This is a genomic window from Saccharopolyspora oryzae, from assembly GCF_027853915.1.
In the GTDB taxonomy this organism is placed as follows: Bacteria; Actinomycetota; Actinomycetes; order Mycobacteriales; family Pseudonocardiaceae; genus Saccharopolyspora; species Saccharopolyspora oryzae.
Map to the genome: position 1 here is coordinate 15976 of NZ_JAQGLA010000070.1, position 20438 is coordinate 36413.

Sequence of the window (20438 nt, forward strand, 5' to 3'; positions counted from 1 at the left end):
TGGCCCCGGACGGGACTAGGGTCAGGCCAATCCGATGGTAGGAGGAGGTCCGGTTGTTGCGGACGCTGGATGCGGCGGCGGCCCGGCGCTGGGCGGACTTGTCCCTGGCTGCGCTCGTCTCGGAGCGCGCCGCGATCGACCGGATCAACGTCTACCCGGTCGCCGACGGGGACACCGGCACGAACCTGCTGCAGACGATGCGGGCCGCTGTGGACGAGCTGGACGCGGCCGCGCCCGACACCCTCGGCGGGGTGCTCGGAGCCCTCGCCAAGGGAGCGCTCGGCGGCGCCTGCGGGAACTCCGGAGTGCTGCTCTCGCAGGCCATGCGCGGTGTGTCCGAGCAGCTCCGGGATGTTACGGCCGCCGACGGGCGCGATCTGCACGCCGCGTTGACCCGGGCCGACGAGCTCGCCCGCGAGGCGCTCGCCGAGCCCGTCGAGGGCACTGTGCTGTCGGTCCTGCGGGCCGCAGCTCGCGGCGCGGCCGGGACCGATCAGCTGGACGTCGCGGTGCACGGTGCGACTCGGGCTGCCGTTGACGCTCTGGCCGCGACCCCCGCGCAGCTCTCCGTGCTCTCGGACGCCGGGGTCGTCGATGCCGGTGGACGCGGTTTCGTGGTGGTGCTCGACGCGCTGCACGCGGTCGTCCGGGACGGCGAGCAGCTCGCCCCGGCGGCTCCGCTGCCCGGCGAATCCGGTGTTCTGGAGCACGAGTCGCAGTACGAGTACGAGGTCATGTACCTGCTCGGCGACACCGACCAGGAGCGCGCGACCGCTCTGCGCGAGGTGCTGTGCGGTCTGGGCGACTGCGTGTCGGTGGTCGGTGACGGCGTGGGGTCGTGGGCCGTCCACGTGCACTGCGACGAGATCGGCGCGGCGATCGAATCGGGCATCGACAGCGGCCGGGTGCGCAACATCAAGGTGACCCGGTTCGCCGACCAGCAGGCCGCGTTCGCGCGCGAGGCCGCGGTGCTGGCCTGCGTGCCCAGCGAGGAGCTGGGGGAGCTGTTCGCCGCGGAAGGCGCTGACGTGCTCGTCGTCGGTCCGGAGCCGACGCCCGAACGGCTCGGCGAGGCGGTCGAGGCCAGCGGGGCGGCGCACGTCGTGGTGCTGCCCAACGATCCGGACACCGCGGTGCTGGTGGAGCGGGCTGCTGCCGGGGTGAGCGCGGACGGTGCGGATGTCGTCGTGGTGCCCACGGCGTCCCCGGTGCAGGGGCTCGCCGCGTTGGCGGTGCACGACGTGACGCGGCGTCGGGCCGACGACCAGGTCGCGATGGCCGAAGCCGCGGCGGCGACCCGGCGCGGTGAGCTGCGCATCGCCGATGCCGAGGCGCTGACCTGGGTCGGTCGCTGCCGCCCGGGTGACGTGCTCGGGTTGATCGACGGGGACGTGGTGCTGATCGGCGACGACGTGCCGACGGCGGCCCGCGACCTCGCGGCGCGCATGCTCAGCACCGGTGGCGAGCTGGTCACCGCGCTGGTCCACGCAGACGCCCCGCCAGGCCTGGTCGACGTCCTGGCCGATCACCTCCGGCGTTCCCACCCGGAGGTCGAGCTCGCCGGCTACCCGGCGGGGGAGCTCGGCGCGCTGCTGCTCCTCGGCGTGGAGTAGCCGCCGAGATCTTCGCTGGTCAGCAAGGCCCTTCGCGACCGCTTGAACAGATCGGTGGCTCGTGAGGAATTAATGGTGCTAATGTCAATAGCACCATGTTGCTCTCGTTGGATCTGAACGACGAGCGTCCGCTGCACGAGCAGGCCGCGGACGCCATCCGGCGTGCCATCGCGGCGGGCGAGGTCGAGCCGGGGGACCGGTTGCCGCCCGCCCGGGACCTCGCGGTCGCGATGCAGATCAACGCCAACACCGTGCTCCGCGCGCTGCGGCAGCTGCGGGGAGAAGGGCTGCTGGAGTTCCGGCGCGGGCGCGGGGTGAGCGTGCTGAACCGCCCGGATCCGGAAGCGGCGCTGCGGCAGAAGCTCCAGGAGCTGCTGGCCGAAGCCGCCCGGCACGGGTACCGGCCGGACGACGTCGTCGAGTGGATAGCAGCCGAGAAGCAGGAGGCGAGATGACCTACCGCACCCGATTCCTGGGCGCAGCGGGCCTGTGGGTGGCCGCCGTGACCGCAGCGCTGCTCGTCGGAGCGTTCGCCGTGCGGGACCGGCTGCCGGATCCGATGGCCACGCACTGGGGCATCTCCGGGGCGCCGGACGACTCGATGCCCTTCGCCGGTCACCTGGTGTTCGACCTGGTCATGTGGTTGATCATCGCGGTGGTCGCGGTCGTCGTCGCGGTGCGCGGCTGGGAGCGGAGGGCCGCGCGGGCCAGCGCCGCGGCGATCCTGGGCGCCGGTGCCGCTTTCGCCGTCGGCATGTCCGCGTTGACCACCTGGGCGAACCTCGACGCCGCCGGGTGGGAGCAGGCCAGGTCGCTGCCGGTCTGGCAGGTGATCCCGGTGCTCGCGCTCGCCGCGCTGGTCGGCTGGCTCGGCTGGTGGGTCGGCAACCGCGGCCCGGACGCGCAGCCGGAAGAGGCCGGGGAACTCGCCGAGCTGACGCTGAAACCGGGGGAGCGCGCGGTGTGGGTGTCCTCGGTCCGGAGCCGAACGCTGCTGGTCATCGGCGGGATCACGCTGCTGGTCGGGGTCGTGTCGCTGGCGCTGCAGGCGTGGCCCCCGGCGCTGGTGCTGATGCTGTCCGGGCTGCTCGTCCTCGCCCTGTCCTCGGCGCGGGTGCAGGTCGACGAGCGCGGGGTGCGCACCTCGTTCGGCCCGCTGCGCTGGCCGGTCCGGCGGATCCGGCTCGAGCAGATCGAGAGCGCGCGGGTGGAGATCCGGCGCGCGACGGAGGTCGGCGGCTGGGGCTACCGCGTGCTGCCGCACACCACCGCGATCATGCTCCGCGGCGGCGAATGCCTGGCCCTGCGCCTGAACTCGGGCCGCAACTTCTACATCAGCGTCGACCACCCGACCCGGGGTGCGGAGCTGGTCAACGCCCTCATCACCGAGCGCTCCGCGCTCTGAGGTCCGACCTGAGCCGGTCGCGACGGCCTGACCTGGGCAGCCGGTACTGTCGTCACCGGTCGTCGAGTTGAGCGGGAGAGCGGCGTGGATGTCCGGCGGCGGTACCTCTGGTTCGTGGGTGGCTGGACGCTGCTCGTCGCGCTGCTGATGCTGCTGGTCCCGACGGCGCTGCGCGCCAGGCTGCCCGAGCCGATCACCGTCGAGTGGACGTTCTCCGGAGCACCGGAGGATTCGAGCCCGCTGCGCGACTTCCTCTTCGAGGAACTCGTCTGGTGGCTGGTGGTCGCCGCGGTCTGGAGCGTGCTCGGCTTCGGCGGCGTGCTGAAGCGGCGCGGTCTGGCTTGGGCTTCGGCGGCACTGGGCGCGTTCGGCGCGACGATGCTCGGCACGGTGGTCCTGACCACGGTGGCCAACCTGGACGCGCCGAGCTTCCGCGACGCCATCGATCCACCCAGTTCCGGCTGGCTGCTGCTGGGCGGCGCCCTAGCGGGTTGGCTGGGCTGGCGCTTGGGCAGTCGTAGCGAGGGCACTCCACCGACTGATCGAGACGTCAGTGCGGTCCGCTAGAACTTGTCTGAAGCTCTCGTTTTGCGTGGCGGTGCGGGTGGCGGAACCTCAGCGCCCGCCTGGTCTGCGGGTGCCCAGCCTTATGTATGCCAATACACGGCGGCTGGGCCGTCCTCGCCAGGCGAACGCTGAGAACCCGCGGCGGTGCAAGCTGCGAGGGTGGGCTATTCGCCTGGCGGCGAATGAAAGACGAAGACCGAATACCAGGATCGAAGGCAGGCGCTAACTTGCTGGGTGCCTGACCGGTGACGACGTGCGCGGCGGAGGACCAGCTGTGACCACATTGGACGCGAAGCTCGACCGGGTGCTCGGCGCCAAGTCCGGCAAGGCGCTCGAGACGGCGCTGGGCCTGGTGACCGTCGGCGACCTGCTGCGCCACTACCCGCGCCGCTACGCCGAGCGCGGCGAGCTGACCGCGATCGCCGGGCTGGAGATCGACGAGCACGCCACCGTGCTGGCGAAGGTCGAGCGGGTCACCAAGCGCACCATGAAGTCCCGCCGCGGCACCATCGTCGAAGCCCGCATCACCGACGGGCACCGGTCGCTGACCTGCACCTTCTTCAACCAGGCCTGGCGGGAGCGGGAGCTGGTGGTGGGCCGGCGCGGGATGTTCGCCGGCAAGGTCACCTCCTACCGCCAGCAGCTGCAGCTCGCCCACCCCGAGTACCAGCTGTTCGACGACGAGGCCACCGACATCGGTTCGGCCGCCGAGGAGTTCGCCTCCGCGCTTATCCCGGTCTACCCGTCGGCGCAGGGCCTGCCGTCGTGGTCCATCGCGCGCTGCGTGGGGCAGGTCCTCGACGTCTGGGACGGCACCGACGACCAGCTGCCCCCGGAGATGCGCGACCGGCTGGGACTGGCCGACCTGGAGTCGGCGCTGCGCAAGATCCACCGGCCGCACAGCTTCGCCGACGTGGCGGCCGCCCAGGACCGGCTGAAGTGGGACGAGGCGCTGTCGGTGCAGCTGGTGCTGGCGCAGCTGCGCGGTTCGAACCAGTCGCACCCGGCGCCGGTCTGCCCGCGCCGCGACGACGGCGTGCTGGCCGCGTTCGACCAGCGGATGCCGTTCGAGCTGACCAAGGGGCAGCGCGAGATCGGCGAGCAGATCGCCGAGGACCTGACCGTCGAGCACCCGATGAACCGCCTGGTGCAGGGCGAGGTCGGCAGCGGCAAGACGGTGGTGGCGCTGCGCGCGATGCTGCAGGTGGTCGACGCCGGTCGGCAGGCGGCGATGCTCGCCCCGACCGAGGTGCTCGCCGCGCAGCACGCCCGCTCGCTGCGGGAACTGCTCGGCGACCTGGCCATGGCGGGCGAGCTCGGCGGCGCCGAAGAAGCCACGCGGGTGACGCTGCTGACCGGCTCGCTCGGTGCGGCGCAGCGCAAGAAGGCGTTGCTGGAGGCGGCTTCCGGCGAAGCCGGGATCGTGGTCGGCACGCACGCGCTGATCCAGGACCGGGTCTCCTTCGCCGACCTCGGACTCGTGGTGGTCGACGAGCAGCACCGGTTCGGCGTCGAGCAGCGCGACGCGCTGCGGGCCCGCGGCGGCGAGGAGACGTCGCCGCACGTGCTGGTGATGACCGCGACGCCCATCCCGCGCACGGTGGCGATGACGGTCTACGGCGACCTGGAAACCTCGGCGCTGCGCGAACTCCCGCAGGGGCGCTCGCCGATCAGCACCAGCGTGGTGCCGGTGGCGGAGAAGCCGACCTGGCTGGAGCGGGCGTGGACGCGCATCCACGAGGAAGTCGCGGCCGGGCACCAGGTCTACGTGGTGTGCCCGCGGATCGGCGACGACGAGGAGACCGCGGGCAAGGGCAAGAAGAAGACCCGCAAGACCGCCGTGGACGACAGCGACGGGGGCGGCGAGGAACCGCCGCCCGAGGACGGCGAGGAGCGCCGCCCACCGCTGGCGGTGCTCGACGTGGCCGAACAGCTCGGGGCCGGACCGCTGGCCGGCCTGCGGATCGGCATCTTGCACGGGCGGCTGGCCGCCGACGACAAGGACGCGGTGATGCGCGCCTTCGCCGACGGCGAGGTCGACGTGCTGGTGGCGACCACCGTGGTCGAGGTCGGCGTGAACGTCCCGAACGCCACGGTGATGGTGATCATGGACGCGGACCGGTTCGGCGTGAGCCAGCTGCACCAGCTGCGCGGTCGCGTCGGTCGGGGCAGCGCGCCGGGCCTGTGCCTGCTGGTCACCGAGGCGGTGGGCGGCACCACCACGCGCGAGCGGCTGGACGCGGTCGCCTCGACCACCGACGGCTTCGAACTCGCCCGCCTGGACCTGGAACTGCGCCGCGAGGGCGACGTCCTCGGCGCGGCCCAGTCCGGCCGCAAGTCGGGCCTGAAGATGCTGTCCCTGCTCCGCGACGAGGACGTGATCGCGGCGGCCCGCGACGAAGCGGCCCACATCGTCGACCAGGACCCGGCCCTCCGAAACCACCCGGGCCTGGCCCGAATGGTCGCCGAAGTGGTCGACGCGGACCGGGCGGAGTACCTCGAGAAGACCTGACCGCAGGGACAGGTGCGGACCCGTCCCCATGCACATTGGGATCACGGGTCTCACGTTTTTCCGTCCGCTCCAGATCGACCCGACGGCCGCGGAACTGCTGCAGCGCTGCCGATTGCGGGTGGGTGCGTCAGCATGGACGGCATCATTCGGTCTTCTCGTGGAGAGCTGCGGGCGTGAGTGCTCTCCGCTTCGTTGCGGTTGTTTGAACGGCGGATCAACTGCTCGTGGCGGTGTGCGCCATGGCTCGGCGGGAACAAGAGATCGAAACTTGCACTCGGCGAAAATTATTTTGTTTTTCTTTTGGTCCAGACCTTGCTCGGAAGGGTTGTTTGGGCAGGTCATGGGGGCATGGAGGTGTCCATCACTCGGGAAGTTCTCCCGGAAGGGGGAATTTTCGCGGTACCGTGCTGGCACTGACCGACACCCGCCAACCGAGGAGCCGGTATGTTCCGCAAGGTTCTCGTCGCGAACCGCGGTGAGATTGCGATTCGCGCCTTCCGCGCCGCCTACGAGCTGGGTGCGGGCACCGTCGCGGTGTTCCCGCACGAAGACCGCAACTCGCTGCACCGTCTGAAAGCCGATGAGTCCTACGAGATCGGCGAACCCGGTCACCCGGTCCGCGCTTACCTCTCCGTCGAGGAGATCATCAAGGCCGCGCAGCAGGCGGGCGCCGACGCCATCTACCCCGGCTACGGATTCCTGTCCGAGAACCCCGATCTGGCCCGGGCCTGCCGGGAAGCCGGGATCACCTTCGTCGGCCCCAGCCACGAGATCCTGCAGATGACCGGCAACAAGGCGACCGCGGTCGCCGCCGCCCGCGAGGCCGGCGTACCGGTGCTGGACTCCTCGGCGCCGTCCCGCGACATCGACGAGCTGCTGGCCGCCTCCGAGGACATGACGTTCCCGGTGTTCGTCAAGGCCGTCGCCGGTGGTGGCGGGCGCGGCATGCGGCGCGTCGACCAGCCGTCGGCGCTGCGCGAAGCGCTGGAAGCGGCGATGCGCGAGGCCGAATCGGCCTTCGGCGACCCGACGGTGTTCCTGGAGCAGGCCGTCGTCAACCCGCGCCACATCGAGGTGCAGATCCTCGCCGACGCCGCGGGCAACGTGATCCACCTCTTCGAGCGGGACTGCTCGGTGCAGCGCCGCCACCAGAAGGTCATCGAGATCGCCCCGGCGCCGAACCTCGACCCGCAGCTGCGGGAGCGGATCTGCGCCGACGCGGTCGCCTTCGCCCGCAAGATCGGCTACGTCAACGCGGGCACCGTGGAGTTCCTGGTCGACGAGCAGGGCCGCCACGTGTTCATCGAGATGAACCCGCGCATCCAGGTCGAGCACACGGTCACCGAGGAGGTCACCGACGCCGACCTGGTGCAGTCGCAGCTGCGCATCGCCGCCGGGGAGACGCTGGACGAGCTCGGCATGTCCCAGGACTCGATCCGGCTGCGCGGCGCCGCCCTGCAGTGCCGCATCACCACCGAGGACCCGGCCAACGGGTTCCGCCCGGACACCGGCATGATCAGCGCCTACCGCTCGCCGGGCGGCGCGGGCATCCGCCTGGACGGCGGCACCGCGTTCGCCGGCACCAGCGTCAGCGCGCACTTCGACTCGATGCTGGTCAAGCTCTCCTGCCGCGGCCGGGACTTCGAGACCGCGGTGGCGCGGGCGCGGCGCGCCGTCGCCGAGTTCCGCATCCGCGGCGTGTCCACGAACATCCCGTTCCTGCAGGCGGTTCTGGACGACCCGGACTTCGCGGCGGGGCGGGTCACCACCTCGTTCATCGGCGAGCGCCCGCACCTGCTGACCGCGCGGCACTCCGCCGACCGCGGCACCCGGCTGCTCAACTACCTCGCCGACGTCACCGTCAACCGCCCCAACGGCGAGCGCCCGACCACGCCGGACCCGGTGTTCAAGCTCCCCGCCGCCGACCTGTCGGTGGAGCCGCCCGCCGGTTCCAAGCAGAAGCTGGTCGAGCTCGGGCCGGAGGGCTTCGCCCGCTGGCTGCGCGAGTCGAAGGGCGTGGGCGTCACCGACACCACGTTCCGCGATGCCCACCAGTCGCTGCTCGCGACCCGGGTGCGCACCAAGGACCTGCTCGCCGTCGCACCGCACGTGGCCCGGATGACGCCGGAGCTGCTGTCCCTGGAGTGCTGGGGCGGCGCGACCTACGACGTGGCGCTGCGGTTCCTCGCCGAGGACCCGTGGGAGCGGCTGGCCAAGCTGCGCGAAGCGGTGCCCAACATCTGCCTGCAGATGCTGCTGCGCGGCCGGAACACCGTCGGCTACACGCCTTACCCGACCGAGGTGACCGAGCACTTCGTGCAGGAGGCCACCGACACCGGCATCGACATCTTCCGCATCTTCGACGCGCTCAACGACGTCGAGCAGATGCGCCCGGCCATCGAAGCGGTGCGGGCCACTGGGAAGTCGGTCGCCGAGGTCGCGCTGTGCTACACCGCCGACCTGTCCGACCCGAACGAGCAGCTGTACACGCTGGACTACTACCTGCGGCTGGCCGAGCAGATCGTCGACGCCGGGGCGCACGTGCTGGCCATCAAGGACATGGCCGGTCTGCTGCGGGCACCGGCCGCGGCGAAGCTGGTATCCGCGCTGCGCTCGGAGTTCGACCTGCCGGTGCACCTGCACACCCACGACACGCCGGGCGGCCAGCTGGCCACCTACCTGGCGGCGGTGCAGGCCGGTGCGGACGCGGTGGACGCCGCGACGGCTTCGATGTCCGGCACCACCTCGCAGCCCGCGCTGTCCTCGGTGGTGGCCGCCACCGACCACACCGAGCGCGCCACCGGCCTGGACCTGCGGGCGGTGTGCGACCTGGAGCCGTACTGGGAGTCGGTGCGCAAGATCTACCAGCCGTTCGAGGCCGGGCTGGCCTCGCCGACCGGCCGGGTCTACCGCCACGAGATCCCCGGTGGTCAGCTGTCCAACCTGCGCACCCAGGCGGTGGCGCTCGGTCTCGGCGACAAGTTCGAGGAGATCGAGGCGATGTACGCCGCGGCCGACCGGATCCTCGGCCGGCTGGTCAAGGTGACGCCGTCGTCGAAGGTGGTCGGCGACCTCGCGCTGCACCTGGTCGGCGCCGGGGTGGACCCGTCCGACTTCGAGGCCGATCCGCGCAAGTTCGACATCCCGGATTCGGTGATCGGCTTCCTGCAGGGCGAGCTCGGCGAGCCGCCGGCGGGCTGGCCGGAGCCGTTCCGCACCCGCGCCCTGGAGGGCCGCACCGCGGTCCGGCGCATCGCGGAACTGTCCGAAGAGGACCGCGCGGGGCTGGCCTCGGACCGCCGCGCCACGCTGAACCGGCTGCTGTTCGCCAAGCCCACCAAGGAGTTCACCGAGCACCGCGAGGCCTACGGCGACACTTCGCTGCTGCGCAGCAAGGACTTCTTCTACGGCCTGCGGCCGGGGGAGGAGTTCCCGGTCGACCTCGAGCCGGGCGTGCGGCTGCTCATCGGGCTCGAAGCGATCAGCGAGCCGGACGACCGCGGTCTGCGCACGGTGATGGCGACGCTGAACGGCCAGCTGCGGCCGATCCAGGTCCGCGACCGCTCGGTGGCGACCAACCTCCCGATCGCGGAGAAGGCGGACCGCTCGAACCCTGGTCACGTCCCGGCTCCGTTCGCCGGCGTGGTGACCCTCGCGGTCGGTGAGGGGGACGCCGTGGAGACGGGGCAGACCATCGCCACCATCGAAGCGATGAAGATGGAGGCGGCGATCACCGCTCCGACCACTGGTCAGGTCAAGCGCCTGGCCATCGGCGCCGTGCAGCAGGTCGAAGGCGGAGACCTGATCATCGAACTCGGCTGAGCACCACGGCGAAACGCGGGCCGTCCTCCCTCGGAGGCGGCCCGCGTTTTCGTCGTCCCAGGAGCGGAACGGGTCTTCGATCAGCAGGTTTGCGGAGCGCCGGCGCAGATCACGGTGTGGACGCGGATTCGCGGGGTGCTGCCCGCGTCGACCCGAGGGCGATCCGCGACAAGCGGCGCTGGTCGGGGATCGCACGGTCGTTCCCGTGCGGTGGGCTTTCGCCGGTGCGTCGGCACGTTCCGCCGCTGTGGTCCGAGGTGGCCATTTCAGGCAGCTGTCTGACCACCACGCTGCGGTGCAATTCTTGCCGCCACGCCCATTCGGCGACCTCCGCCCTGGTGGGCACCTCCAGCTTCGTCAGGATGTTGTGCACGTGGTTCTTCACCGTGGCCAGAGCGATGCACAACCGCCGGGAGATCTGCTGGTTGGACAAACCCAGCTCCAGCAGCACCGCGACCTCCGCTTCGCGGCGGCTCAGACTTTCCCCCGCGCCGGCCGGCCGGAGTTCGTCGGCGAGTTCGGCCACCCGGCGGCCCAGCGCCGCTGCCACGCGCGGCGTGCAGCGCATTTCGCCTCTCGCAACGCTTTCGATCGTGCACACGAGTTCCGCGATCGAGCTGTCGCGCGTCAGATAGCCGACAGCACCCGCTTCCGCATAAGCGACGATCTCCGCTTCGCAGGCCGGCACTCCCAGGGCGACGATCCGCAGGTGGGGGTGCCTGCAGCGCAGTGCGGTCACGGTGCCAGGGCCATCGCACGTGTTGGTGACGTCGAGCAGGAGGACGCTGCCGGATCGTCCGGTTGCGGTCGCGTCCAGCTCTTCAGGGCGGGCGAGGGCCGTGATGGCGTCGATCCGGGGCCCGGCGCAGCGCAACGCGAGCGCCAGGCCTTCGCGGTGGAACCGGGTGTCGGCCACGATGATGAGATTGATCATGGTGTGCTCCCCCAGGACCGGGAACGGCGTGCGCATCCCGTCCGCCGAAGGGCAATGCGGACACACCAGACACCCTACGAGGGTTGTCCGCGGTGCACATGAGCCTTCGTGCCCGATGGTTTTACTGCCCTTGCTGTGGAGACGGATTTCCGCTGTGCGGAGGGTCGGCGTGAGGACTCCCCGGGCCGGGCAGGGCTTGCATCACGGCTGTACCGCGCTCATCGACGAACCTGGTGAACAGCTGCTGCGCGGCGCCGAAGACGATCGCCCACGCGACGATCTGGCCCGGGGTGTCGAGGCTCGTGAGCCCAGGTACGAACTGCCCGCGCATCAGGAGCAGGCCGAGCACGGCGGTCAGCGCGCCGGTGGGCAGCTTGAGCAGGGCGAGCGCGATAGGCACGTTGTAGGCCGTGGCGGCACCCTGCATCTGGCGCATCGTGGCGGCTGCCGTGATGGCTGCCGCGAACAGGCCGGCAGCTTCGACCACCGGGTAGTCCCACGTGCTCGGCTCGCCGTTGGAGCCCGGCGAACCGCTGGTGGGGCACACCTGCACGACCGGGCCGGACGGTATTGCCGGTTGGCCTGGGGTCGGCATCTTCGGGTAGGAGGGGAAGCACAACGAGACCTTCGCTTCCGGGTGGACGACGAACGCTATCAGCACAGCGCTTATCAAAAGCCCCCACGTCCAGATGATGACGATCCGAACGAAGCTCCGCACTCTGATGATCTCGCGCATTCGGATCTCGTAGACCGCGTCGAGGGCGTCGACGATGGTTTGCCTGCCCTTTTCGACCTTGCTGAGATCGTCGCGCTCCTGCATTGTTCTCTCGAAATCGATCCGCCGTTCGTCGATCTTGATCAGGTGTGATCTGACCAGCGCGGCCAGCTCCGGCAACCTGGCCTTGAGCTCCTCCGCTTTCAGCGCTTTCACGAGAAGGACGTGCGCTTTGTTCGTGTTCGCCAGCGCATTGTCCATTGCGCTGAATCGCGGCGAAATCAACGGCAGCAGCCACCACCGCAACCGGGCGCCCTTGATCGCTTTCTCGGCTTTGTCGATGAGGGATTCGGCGGTATCGCAGAACTTTGCGCTGCACTGCGCGCCATCCTGTTCTCTCGCGCACTCCAGAAGCGGTTTCAGCTCCTGGATGCGGGCTAGCGTTCGCTGGCCCCACGGCCACCACCGCCAAGGCTCGCGGAACCGCCACAGCCGAACTCTGGGCCACAACCGTTCGAGGAACGTTCTGCCGTTGTCGGGCGAGGTGTTCACGACGGATCCTCCGTCCCGAGGCGAACCCGGCCTCATCCTCCGGGCGCGCGGCGCCGCGGCGCAACGGCGGAGCAGGTTCAACCGGGGTTCAGCGGGGACCACGCGCGATGCGATGCCGGTGCGAATCGCCGAACGGGGCAAGGCGATCCGCCGGTCCGGAGACGGCCGTGAACCTTCGATGGAACCGGGGGTTCATTGCTCGACCGGACGGCGGCGCGCCCTACTGGGGTAGTGCGCGACGTGGGGTGCGCACCTGGGAGTTCGGCGAGGGGAAAACGATGACCGACTGCAACACCTACCAAGTTCAGCAGGGCGACACCCTGTCCCAGATCGGAGAATGGTTCCACGTGTCGTGGCCGGACCTGGCGCGGATCAACAACATCCAGGACGCCAACCGCATCTATCCCGGGCAGGTCCTCCGGCTGGCGAGTTCGCAGAACGTGTGCAACGCGTACACCGTCCAGTACGGGGACACGCTCTCGCAGATCGGTGAGAGATTCGGCGTCGACTGGCACCAGCTCGCCCACTACAACCACATCGCCAATCCTGACCGCATACTCAGCGGGCAGACCATCTGCATTCCCGGATGAGATCAGGAGTTTTTCATGGTGAAGGAAAAGCCCAGGAAGATCGCCGGTTATGGTTGGTCGCCGGATCTTCCGGATGCTCGCGACTTCCTCTACGCGGCACCTCGCGTGGCATTGGTTAGCTTGCCCTCCAGCGTCGATCTCCGAAATGGTTTGCCGCAGCCCTACGACCAGGGGCGGATCGGCAGCTGCACCGCGAACGCCATAGCGGGAGCCATCCAGTTCGACCTGGAAAAGCAGCAGTCGCAGGATTTCCTGCCGTCCAGGTTGTTCATCTACTACAACGAGCGGGCGATGGAAGGTCATGTGCCCGTGGATTCGGGGGCTCAAATCCGCGATGGGATCAAGAGCGTGGCGAAGCTGGGCGTGTGCCCCGAAACGGAATGGCCCTACGACGACACGCCCGCCGGGCCCGACGGGCTGTTCCCGCCCGGTGCGCGAGAAGCCGAGGCGCCGTCGGACGGGTGCTACAAGGATGCCCTGCAGAACAGGGTCACGTCCTACCAGCGCGTAACTCGGGACCTCGACCAGTTCCGGGGCTGCCTCGCCACGGGATATCCGTTCGTGTTCGGGTTCACCGTGTACGAGAGCTTCGAGAGCCAGGAGGTCGCGAAGACCGGCGTCGTGCCGATGCCGAGCCCGCAAGAGCAGATCATGGGAGGGCACGCGGTCGTGGCCGTCGGCTACGACGATGCCCAGCAGAGCTTCCTCTGCCGCAACTCCTGGGGTGCCGACTGGGGGCAGAAGGGTTATTTCGCGCTCCCGTACCCGTACCTGACGGAAAGAGCCCTGTCCTCGGACTTCTGGACGATCCGCTTCGTGACCTGACTTTCCGGGGCGGCCCGCGTTCCGCTGTTCGGCCCCTTCAACGCCGGTGACCGGGCGTGCCAGGATGTGGTCGCCCGGTGATCGCCGAAGGGGAGTGCGCGATGGCTGACGACGTCTCGTTGAGCTGGGTTCCGCCGGAGGTGGACACCGCGAAGTCCAGCCCGGCCCGGGTCTACGACTACGGACTCGGCGGTTCGCACAACTTCGAGGTCGACCGCGCGGTCCTGGACAAGATCAAGGAGATCGTGCCGAGCACGCCCCAGCCGGCCCAGGACAACCGGGCCTTCCTGCGCCGCGCGGTCCGGTTCTGCCAGGAGCAGGGCATCAGGCAGTTCCTCGACCTCGGATCGGGCGTGCCGACGGTGGGCAACGTGCACGAGATCGCGCAGCAGACCGATCCCGGCGCGCGCGTGGTCTACGTCGACATCGATCCGATCGCGGTCGCCCACTCCCGGCGGATCCTGGCGGGCAACGGCAACGCCGTCGTGCTGCACGCGGACATGCGCCGCCCCGACGAGGTCCTCGGCGCCCCGGAAACCCGGCGGTTGCTGGACTTCGACGAGCCGATCGCGGTGCTGATGGTGGCCATGGCGCACTACCTGGCCGACGAGGACGACCCGGTGGGCATCCTGAACCGCTACCGGGCGGTCCAGCGCCCCGGCTCCTACCTGGTGTTCTCGCACATGACGGACGAAGACCACCCGGAGGACATGCGCCGCGCGGTGGAGATCTTCAACGCGGACACCACGGAGCCCATGATCCTGCGCAGCCGCGCGGAGATCGAGCACCTGCTCGAGGGTTACGACCTCGTCGAGCCGGGCCTGGTCTACCCGTCCCAGTGGCGCTCCGACGGCCCGCTCCCAGCAGACCACGACCCGTCCCGCTCGGCCTTCTTCGCCGCAGTCGGCAGCCCGCACCCACCGGCCTGATCCGCCCCTCAGGCGTGGAAGGGGTTCTCCACCAAGAGATTCCCGAAGCGCACATGGCAGCAGAAGATCGAAGAGCGCCCTCCGCCGGGTGGTGGAAGGCGCTCTTCGCGGGGTGTCAGCGCGGGTGGATGACGGTGAGGAGTTGGGTGGCTCGGCTGAGGGCGACGTAGAGGGCTCGGCGGCCGGTGCTGGACTCCGCCGCCAGGCCGTCCGGGTCGATGACCACGACCGCGTCGTACTCCATGCCCTTGGCCTCCAGGCTGCCGACCACGCGCAGCCGTTCCGCATCCTCACCATCCACAGTGGACAGCCAAGTGCGGACCTCGTCGCGGCGGGCCATCGTGGTGATCAGGCCGATGGTGCCCTCCGCTGCCGCCGCCAGCTCCGCCGCGGACCTGCGCACCGCCTCCGGCAGCTGCTCGGACGGGACTTCGCGCACCGTCGGCTCGATGCCGGTGGTGCGCACCGCTTCCGGCAGGTCGTCGGCCGGCACCAGGTCGCGGACCGCGTCCGCGGCCAGGGCGAAGATCTCCGCCGAGTTGCGGTAGTTGGTGTGCAGCGTGAAGCGGCGGTGCGTGCGCTGCGCGCTCAGCGCTTCCTGGCGCGCGGTCGCCGCTTCCTCGGCGTCCGGCCAGGACGACTGCACCGGGTCGCCCACGATCGTCCAGCTCGCGTGGCGACCGCGGCGGCCCACCATCCGCCACTGCATCGGCGAGAGGTCCTGGGACTCGTCGATCACCACGTGCGCGTACTCGTCGTAGTTGACCGCGCGCTTCGGCTGCTCGGGTTCGCCCTCGACGCGGCGGCGCTTCGGCGGCGGGCCGGCCAGGCCGCGCAGCTCGTCGATCAGCGCGATGTCGGCGACCGTCCACTCGGTCACCTCGGTCCACGACTTCGCCAGCAGGTCGACCTCCTCGGCCGACAGCAACCGGCGCGCCGCCTGCGACAACCGGGTCGGGTCGGACAGCCAGCGCAGCACCTGCATCGGGTACGTCGGCGGCCACCAGGCGACCAGGAACCGGTGGAACTCGATGCGGTCGCCGATCTCGGTGATCAGCTGCTCCCGGTCCGGCTGGAACTTCTCGTCGGCGGCCTGCTTCGCCTTCTGCCACAGGGCTTCCAGCAGCGCGTCGGCCGCCCGCATCCGGTTCTTGTTGGGCTGGTGGCCCTTGTTGTGCAGCGAGCGGCGGATCCGCTTGAGGTCGTCGGCCTCCAGCTTCAGCACCGTGCCCCGGTAGAACATCTGCAGCAGCTCGGGGGCGTCCGGCGGCGGCAGCCGCAGCGCGCGCCGCAGCACCTTCACCATCCGCGACGAGCCCTTGACCTCCGCCGTGCGCGGATCGTCGATCTTGGCCGTGCTGATGCCGTCCAGCACCTCGCCGAGCGCGCGCAGCTCCACGTTGTGCTCGCCCATCGACGGCAGCACCCGCGAGATGTAGGACATGAACACCGGCGACGGGCCGACCACGAGCACGCCGGGACCGCCGAGCCGCCGCTGGTCCCGGTAGAGCAGGTAGGCGGCGCGGTGCAGGGCGACCGCGGTCTTGCCGGTGCCCGGACCGCCGGTGATCTCGGTGACCCCGCCCTCGGGCGCGCGGATCGCGTCGTCCTGCTCCTTCTGGATGGTCGCGACGATGTTGCGCATCGAGTCGCCGCGGGAGCGGGTCAGCGCGGCCATCAGCGCGCCGTCACCGATCACCCGCATGTCCTCCGGCGCGCGCTCCGGGTCCAGCAGGTCGTCGGAGACGTCCACGACCTGCTCGCGGGAGGAGCGGATCACCCGGCGGCGCACCACGTCCTGCGGGTGCTCCGGGGTCGCCTGGTAGAACGCCGACGCCAGCGGGGCGCGCCAGTCGACCAGCAGGTTCTCGAACTGCGGGTCGCGGATGCCCAACCGGCCGATGTGCACCGCGTCGCCGCTGGCGAAGTCCAGGCGGCCGAACACCAGGCCCTCGGACTCGGCGTTGAGCGCCTGCAGCGTCCGGTTGGCGTGGTGCAGCATCACGTCGCGCTCGTTGAGGGCCTCGGGCGTCGCCTCCTGGCCGTACTCGTAGCTCTTGTCGCGCATCGCCTCGGCTTCGGCGCGCAGCTCGTCGAGACGGCTGTAGACCCGGTCGACGTGCTGCTGCTCGACCGCGATCTCGGCCTGCTTGATGGACGCTTCGGACACCTGTGTCTTACTCCCGGTCTGGCGCGGTAGGCAGACCAAATAGCTTACGCCCGGGGCGCCGTCACGTTGCTCGCTCCCGGCAGCGGGGAAGCCCGGGGCCCCGGCGTAAAATGACCGCGAACGAGCCCCTCCGGGCCAGGCCCCGGTGGCTGTGCGCCACGATGGACGGGTGACTCGGATCGTGGCCGGAAGCGTGGGCGGGCGGCGCATCGACGTGCCCCCGAAGGGAACCAGACCCACCTCGGAGCGCGTGCGGGAAGCCCTGTTCAGTGCGCTGGAATCGGCGATGGAACTCCCCGGCGCGCGAGTGCTCGACCTCTACGGCGGCTCCGGCGCCCTCGGCCTGGAGGCCCTCTCGCGCGGAGCCTCGCACGCCACCTTCGTCGAGCACGACCGCCGCGCTGCGGCGATGTTGCGCCGCAACGCCGCTTCGCTCGGGTTCCGCGACGTCCACGTGGCGCAGGCCAAGGCCGAAACGCTGCTGAGCAGTCCGGCGGACCAACCCTTCGACGTGGTGCTCGCCGACCCGCCGTACGACCTCCCGCCGGAGAAGCTGCAGCAGGTCCTCGCCGCGCTGGTCGACAACGGCTGGACTGCGCCGGGCAGCCTGGTGATCGTGGAACGGGCCCTCCGCAGCGGAGAACCGGACTGGCCGCCGAACCTGCACCCGCTGCGCAGCAAGCGCTACGGGGACACCGCCGTCCACTGGGCCGAGCACGAGGACCACTGATCGTTTCAGCGCCGGCTGAACACAGTTTCAATTGAAACTGCACATCCTGGCCACGGCGGATCGCAGTTTCAATTGAAACTGCGGCGCCGGTGAGCCACGACACTTCGTCGTGGGCGGTTCTGCTGGGTGCTGCTAACGTTCGGGCGCATGAGGCGTGCCGTGTGTCCAGGCTCTTATGACCCCGTCACCAACGGTCATTTGGACATCATCGAGCGAGCGTCGAAGCTGTTCGACGAGGTCGTCGTCGCCGTGCTCATCAACAAGAGCAAGAAGAGCCTGTTCACCGTCGAGGAACGGCTCGAGATGCTGCGCGAGGTCACCGAGCCGTGGCCGAACGTGCGCATCGACGCCTGGCACGGCCTGCTCGTGGACTACTGCAAGACCAACGGCATCGGCGCGATCGTCAAGGGCCTGCGCGCGGTCAGCGACTTCGACTACGAGCTGCAGATGGCGCAGATGAACCAGCAGCTGTCCGGGGTCGAGACGATGTTCATGTCCACCAACCCGCAGTACAGCTTCCTGGCCAGCTCCCTGGTCAAGGAGGTCGCCACCTACGGCGGCGAGGTCTCCAACCTGGTTCCCCCGAAGATCGAGCAGCGCCTGCGCGAACGCCTGGCCGAACGCGGCTGAGGTTCTTGCTGCCGCGCGCAAGTCGGGTTAAAGCCGGCTCCCTAGGCCGTCGGGGTTAACGGGCGTCGCACGATGGGCGTGCGGTCGCTTCGGGTTCACGTCAGTTTCAGAAGGTGATCACGGTCGGCATCTAGCGTTGCTGGGCATGATGCGGATCACGTCGAAGACAGTGCAGCTGCTGCTGGTCGGCCTGCTCGCCGTGGCGGGTCTGGTCGGCGTCCAGACGAGCGCGGTCTCCGCGCCGGTCGTGGCCGTGCAGGCCGCGCCGTGCGGTGACACGTCGCAGTTCGAGAAGGTCAACCTGTCCCAGCTGCCGCCCGAGGCCACCGAGACGGTGGACCTGATCAAGAAGGGCGGCCCCTACCCGTACCCGCAGGACGGCACGGTGTTCAGCAACCGGGAGGGCATCCTGCCGGACTGCGCTGACGGCTACTACCACGAGTACACGGTGGAGACCCCCGGCAGCGACGACCGAGGTGCCCGCCGCTTCGTCGTCGGCGAGAAGGGCGAGTACTTCTACACCGAAGACCACTACGAGAGCTTCAAGCTGACCAACATCGACGCCTGACGATCGCCTGATCCACGCGGAACGCCTCCCCGGACCGACCGGGGAGGCGTTCCATGCTTCACCGGTTCGGGTGGCCGGTGGGCCCGGTCTTGACACGCGGACGTCGGATTTCCCGCGCCCCGGTGCTCGGCGCGGGCAGACTGGGAGCGGAGCGGCCCGTGATCATCGGTTCCGGGGAGTTCTGAGATGCTTGCCGCTGCGGCGGCTACGACGGCAGGGAGATCAAGGTGTACCGGGTGTTCGAGGCCCTCGACGAGCTGGTCACGATCGTGGAAGAGGCGCGCGGCGTTCCCATGACCTCGGGGTGCGTGGTGCCCCGCGGTGACGTGCTGGAGCTGCTCGACGACGTCCGGGACGCGATCCCGCAGGAACTGGACGACGCCCAGGACGTGCTCGACCACCGCGACGAGGTGGTCTCCACCGCCGAGGCGAAGGCCGACAAGTCGGTCACCGACGCCCGCAGCGAAGCCGAGCGCACCCTCGCCGCCGCCCGGGCCGAAGCCGAGCAGCTGCTCGCCGATGCGCGCGAGCAGGCCGACGAGATGCTGGCCGAGGCGCGCGGCCAGGCCGAGCAGGCCGTCACCGCCGGCCGCCGCGAGTACGAGGACTACGTCAGCAGCGCCCAGTCGGAGGCCGACCGGATGGTGCAGGCCGGCCGGGCCGCCTACGAGCAGTCGGTGCACGAGGGCAAGGCCGAGCAGGCCCGCATGGTCGCCGACACCGAGGTGGTGCAGGCGGCCAACAGCGAGGCCAAGCGCATCGTGGAGGAGGCCAACGAGGACGCCGAGCGGCTGCGCACCGAGTGCGACGCCTACGTGGACTCCCGCCTGGCCGACTTCGAAGACCTCCTCAGCCGGACCCTCCGCACGGTCGGCAAGGGCCGCCAGCAGCTGCGCAGCCCGGTCGGCGCCCCGTTCGACTACGAGGAGTGGGGCTCGGGCAGCGGGGCCGCCGCGAACTGATCCCGGCGGCGGGGCCTGGTGTCGCCGCTGGGGAGGGGTCGCGTACCCTTGGAAAGCTGGCTTTGGACGGCGTGCCGGTCGCCGCTGCGATCGGTGCTCGCGTCGTCCGCCGATGCCGCGAAACTGCCCGATCGAATTACCACCGAAACTTTGTGATGTCTCAGAACCACGATGCGCGCGCCGCGCAGGTCGGCCCGTGGGTGATCGACACCCGGGAGATCGGCCACCGCGCCGGCAGCAGCCGCGCCTACACGCGCAAGGCCCCGGCGCCGGCCGGGTTCGGGCTGGACATGATCAAGGTGCCCGAGGGCGAGCCGGTCGAACTCGACCTGCTGGCCGAGTCGGTGGTCGAGGGCGTGCTGGTGTCGGGTACCGCCGTGGCCCACCTGGCCGGTGAGTGCGTCCGGTGCCTGGACCCGATCTCCGACGAGGTCGAGGTCGAGGTGCGGGAGCTGTTCGCCTACCCGGACAGCGCCACGGACGCCACCAGCGATGACGACGAGGTGGAGCGGGTCGTGGACGACCTGATCGACCTCGAACCGGTGGTGCGGGACGCGATGCTGCTGTCGCTGCCCTCGGCACCGTTGTGCTCGCCGGACTGCCAGGGGCTGTGCTCCGGGTGCGGCGTGAAGTGGGCCGAACTCGCCCCCGATCACACGCATGAGACCATTGACCCTCGCTGGGCCGCGCTGCAAGAGCGGTTCGGCGGGACCGAGGAGGAGAACTAGTCGTGGCCGTCCCGAAGCGCAAGATGTCCCGGGCCAACACCCGTCACCGCCGGTCGCAGTGGAAGACCTCGGCGCCGACGCTGGTGCAGTGCTCCAACGGCGCCTGCCGCGAGCAGAAGCTGCCGCACGTGGTCTGCCCGGCCTGTGGCCAGTACGACGGCCGCCAGGTCGTCCAGCCCGCCTGAT

The 20438-nt window shown here is 70.1% G+C and carries 18 protein-coding genes; 15 read left to right on the plus strand and 3 right to left on the minus strand.

Features of this window, described 5'->3' with window-relative positions:
* Nucleotides 1-53: 53 nt before the first annotated feature.
* The 6 genes from OU415_RS29255 (at nt 54) to OU415_RS29280 (ending at nt 9919) form a co-directional block, all read left to right on the plus strand.
* Nucleotides 54-1613 (plus strand): DAK2 domain-containing protein, encoded by a 1560-nt coding sequence (locus tag OU415_RS29255; protein ID WP_270952573.1) that lies wholly within the window; start codon nt 54-56, stop codon nt 1611-1613.
* A 95-nt stretch (nt 1614-1708) separates the two neighbouring features.
* Complete coding sequence (locus tag OU415_RS29260) at nt 1709-2068, plus strand: GntR family transcriptional regulator (protein WP_270952575.1); 360 nt, start codon at nt 1709-1711, stop codon at nt 2066-2068.
* Entirely contained in the window at nt 2065-3018 is a 954-nt protein-coding gene (locus tag OU415_RS29265; RefSeq protein ID WP_270952577.1) for a DUF1648 domain-containing protein, read from the plus strand. Before OU415_RS29260 ends, OU415_RS29265 begins: the two co-directional genes overlap by 4 nt.
* Before the next feature lie 84 nt (nt 3019-3102).
* Nucleotides 3103-3585: a hypothetical protein gene (locus tag OU415_RS29270; RefSeq protein WP_270952578.1), complete on the plus strand. Its 483-nt coding sequence runs from the start codon at nt 3103-3105 to the stop codon at nt 3583-3585.
* 274 nt (nt 3586-3859) lie between these two features.
* Nucleotides 3860-6097: an ATP-dependent DNA helicase RecG gene (gene recG, locus OU415_RS29275; protein WP_270952579.1), complete on the plus strand. Its 2238-nt coding sequence runs from the start codon at nt 3860-3862 to the stop codon at nt 6095-6097.
* A gap of 444 nt (nt 6098-6541) precedes the next feature.
* Nucleotides 6542-9919 carry a pyruvate carboxylase gene (locus OU415_RS29280; protein WP_270952580.1) on the plus strand — a complete coding sequence of 1126 codons (3378 nt, stop codon included), beginning with the start codon at nt 6542-6544 and terminating at the stop codon, nt 9917-9919.
* A gap of 109 nt (nt 9920-10028) precedes the next feature.
* On the opposite strand, the gene OU415_RS29285 is transcribed toward OU415_RS29280, so the two are convergent.
* Both OU415_RS29285 and OU415_RS29290 read right to left on the minus strand, forming a co-directional pair.
* Nucleotides 10029-10853 carry a LuxR C-terminal-related transcriptional regulator gene (locus OU415_RS29285; protein WP_270952581.1) on the minus strand — a complete coding sequence of 275 codons (825 nt, stop codon included), beginning with the start codon at nt 10851-10853 and terminating at the stop codon, nt 10029-10031.
* A 121-nt stretch (nt 10854-10974) separates the two neighbouring features.
* Nucleotides 10975-12120 (minus strand): hypothetical protein, encoded by a 1146-nt coding sequence (locus OU415_RS29290; RefSeq protein ID WP_270952582.1) that lies wholly within the window; start codon nt 12118-12120, stop codon nt 10975-10977.
* 278 nt (nt 12121-12398) lie between these two features.
* On the opposite strand from OU415_RS29290, the gene OU415_RS29295 reads away from it, so the two are divergent.
* The 3 genes from OU415_RS29295 (at nt 12399) to OU415_RS29305 (ending at nt 14464) form a co-directional block, all read left to right on the plus strand.
* A complete protein-coding gene (locus OU415_RS29295; RefSeq protein WP_270952583.1) occupies nt 12399-12710 on the plus strand; it encodes a LysM peptidoglycan-binding domain-containing protein in 312 nt (103 codons plus the stop codon).
* Nucleotides 12711-12725: 15 nt separating this feature from the next.
* Entirely contained in the window at nt 12726-13535 is an 810-nt protein-coding gene (locus OU415_RS29300; RefSeq protein ID WP_270952584.1) for a C1 family peptidase, read from the plus strand.
* 101 nt (nt 13536-13636) lie between these two features.
* The gene (locus OU415_RS29305; protein WP_270952585.1) at nt 13637-14464 is read left to right on the plus strand and encodes an SAM-dependent methyltransferase; all 828 of its coding nucleotides are present in this window, start codon (nt 13637-13639) and stop codon (nt 14462-14464) included.
* A gap of 115 nt (nt 14465-14579) precedes the next feature.
* Here the strand turns inward: OU415_RS29305 and OU415_RS29310 are convergent, their stop codons facing one another.
* Nucleotides 14580-16634, minus strand: a complete 2055-nt coding sequence (locus OU415_RS29310; RefSeq protein ID WP_270952586.1) for a HelD family protein — start codon at nt 16632-16634, stop codon at nt 14580-14582.
* A gap of 169 nt (nt 16635-16803) precedes the next feature.
* Between OU415_RS29310 and rsmD the strand changes: the two genes are divergently transcribed.
* The 6 genes from rsmD to rpmF all read left to right on the plus strand — a co-directional run bounded on the left by rsmD (nt 16804) and on the right by rpmF (nt 20437).
* A complete protein-coding gene (rsmD, locus tag OU415_RS29315) occupies nt 16804-17364 on the plus strand; it encodes a 16S rRNA (guanine(966)-N(2))-methyltransferase RsmD (RefSeq protein WP_270952587.1) in 561 nt (186 codons plus the stop codon).
* A gap of 147 nt (nt 17365-17511) precedes the next feature.
* Complete coding sequence (coaD, locus tag OU415_RS29320; protein WP_270952588.1) at nt 17512-17994, plus strand: pantetheine-phosphate adenylyltransferase; 483 nt, start codon at nt 17512-17514, stop codon at nt 17992-17994.
* A 145-nt stretch (nt 17995-18139) separates the two neighbouring features.
* Nucleotides 18140-18562, plus strand: coding sequence for a ribonuclease (locus tag OU415_RS29325; protein ID WP_270952589.1), 423 nt, complete (start codon nt 18140-18142; stop codon nt 18560-18562).
* Nucleotides 18563-18789: 227 nt separating this feature from the next.
* Nucleotides 18790-19524, plus strand: a complete 735-nt coding sequence (locus OU415_RS29330; RefSeq protein ID WP_270952590.1) for a DivIVA domain-containing protein — start codon at nt 18790-18792, stop codon at nt 19522-19524.
* Nucleotides 19525-19679: 155 nt separating this feature from the next.
* Entirely contained in the window at nt 19680-20252 is a 573-nt protein-coding gene (locus OU415_RS29335; protein ID WP_270952591.1) for a YceD family protein, read from the plus strand.
* A gap of 2 nt (nt 20253-20254) precedes the next feature.
* Complete coding sequence (rpmF, locus tag OU415_RS29340) at nt 20255-20437, plus strand: 50S ribosomal protein L32 (protein WP_270952592.1); 183 nt, start codon at nt 20255-20257, stop codon at nt 20435-20437.
* The last annotated feature ends 1 nt before the right edge of the window (nt 20438 follow it).

What these genes read in the sequence shown, in the direction of transcription:
- OU415_RS29260 (WP_270952575.1), top strand. Translation starts at nt 1,709, where the DNA reads ATGTTGCTCTCGTTGGATCTGAACGACGAGCGTCCGCTGCACGAGCAG.
- OU415_RS29265 (WP_270952577.1), top strand. Translation starts at nt 2,065, where the DNA reads ATGACCTACCGCACCCGATTCCTGGGCGCAGCGGGCCTGTGGGTGGCC.
- OU415_RS29280 (WP_270952580.1), top strand. Translation starts at nt 6,542, where the DNA reads ATGTTCCGCAAGGTTCTCGTCGCGAACCGCGGTGAGATTGCGATTCGC.
- OU415_RS29285 (WP_270952581.1), bottom strand. Translation starts at nt 10,853, where the DNA reads ATGATCAATCTCATCATCGTGGCCGACACCCGGTTCCACCGCGAAGGC.
- OU415_RS29295 (WP_270952583.1), top strand. Translation starts at nt 12,399, where the DNA reads ATGACCGACTGCAACACCTACCAAGTTCAGCAGGGCGACACCCTGTCC.
- OU415_RS29300 (WP_270952584.1), top strand. Translation starts at nt 12,726, where the DNA reads ATGGTGAAGGAAAAGCCCAGGAAGATCGCCGGTTATGGTTGGTCGCCG.
- OU415_RS29305 (WP_270952585.1), top strand. Translation starts at nt 13,637, where the DNA reads ATGGCTGACGACGTCTCGTTGAGCTGGGTTCCGCCGGAGGTGGACACC.
- coaD (WP_270952588.1), top strand. Translation starts at nt 17,512, where the DNA reads ATGAGGCGTGCCGTGTGTCCAGGCTCTTATGACCCCGTCACCAACGGT.
- OU415_RS29325 (WP_270952589.1), top strand. Translation starts at nt 18,140, where the DNA reads ATGATGCGGATCACGTCGAAGACAGTGCAGCTGCTGCTGGTCGGCCTG.
- OU415_RS29335 (WP_270952591.1), top strand. Translation starts at nt 19,680, where the DNA reads ATGTCTCAGAACCACGATGCGCGCGCCGCGCAGGTCGGCCCGTGGGTG.